The 927-nt window shown below is 52.1% G+C and carries 1 pseudogene; it reads right to left on the minus strand.

Annotation, left to right across the window (positions count from 1 at the left end):
* Nucleotides 1-45 precede the first annotated feature (45 nt).
* Nucleotides 46-927 (minus strand): annotated as a pseudogene (locus AACP56_RS17880) (SusC/RagA family TonB-linked outer membrane protein); the annotation flags it as partial.

The raw sequence follows: 927 nt of genomic DNA on the forward strand, positions 1-927 counted from the left end.
GAATGGCACGAATTTTATTTTTCTCAACATAATTATTTTTTTTTGTTAAAATGCTACGTTCAATCCTACCGAGATGATCTTTGGGGGACCAAAGTCGTTGCCGTTGGGCGTTCCCTCGAGCTCGAACTGTGGGTTGAATCCGTTCCGCTCGCTCTTGGTATATATGTTCTCACCTGTTACCGAAAGCCTTAAATTGTCCAATCCAAGCTGGTCGGTGATGTTACCGTCAAAGGTGTACCCCAGGTTGATGTTCCTAAGTGTCCAAAAGGACGCATCGGTCAAGAACCGGTCAGAAGCCTGTCTGACTATGTTCGGGTTCCCCGCTTCCAACCTTGGCACATTGGTGATGTCACCGGGCTGTCTCCACGCGTTGAGGATGTCCGGGTTGTAGGAACTTCCAAAGTTCCCACTGTGCATCATGGCCGCATACCCAAAATCCAAGCTTTTTCCACCGATGCCGTAGTTGATCAGGAAGTCCAATGTGAACCCTTTATAGCTGAGGCTGTTCGAGATGGAGCCCAACAGGTCGGGTATTGCACTGTCACCGGTGTAGGCCCTTTCGGTATCCTGCCAGTCGTTGGTGGTGGCTATCTCGCCGTTGGCGTCCAGTACGGGGACACTTTCCCCGTTCTCATCGAGTTCATATTGCAGGAACAACTGGTCCCCTGTCGCAGGGTCCACCCCGGCGGTCCTGAGTATAAAGAAGTCGAACCTTGAGCGCCCTTCCGCCCAGCGCTGCTGGTTGTCAATAAAGGGTGCGGGCAGACTGGTGATCTCGTTCTTAAAGGTGGAGGCCTGTAGGGTAAGGTTCCATCTAAAGTCCCCCTTGTTGAAGAGGTTGGCCGTCAATGCGACCTCCCATCCCGAGTTGAACATGTCCCCAACATTTGTCGGTACCTCGTTCAGCCCGTTACTGGGTGCAATCGG

Origin of the sequence: Croceitalea sp. MTPC6 (assembly GCF_036985525.1) — a bacterium.
GTDB lineage: Bacteria > Bacteroidota > Bacteroidia > Flavobacteriales > Flavobacteriaceae > Croceitalea.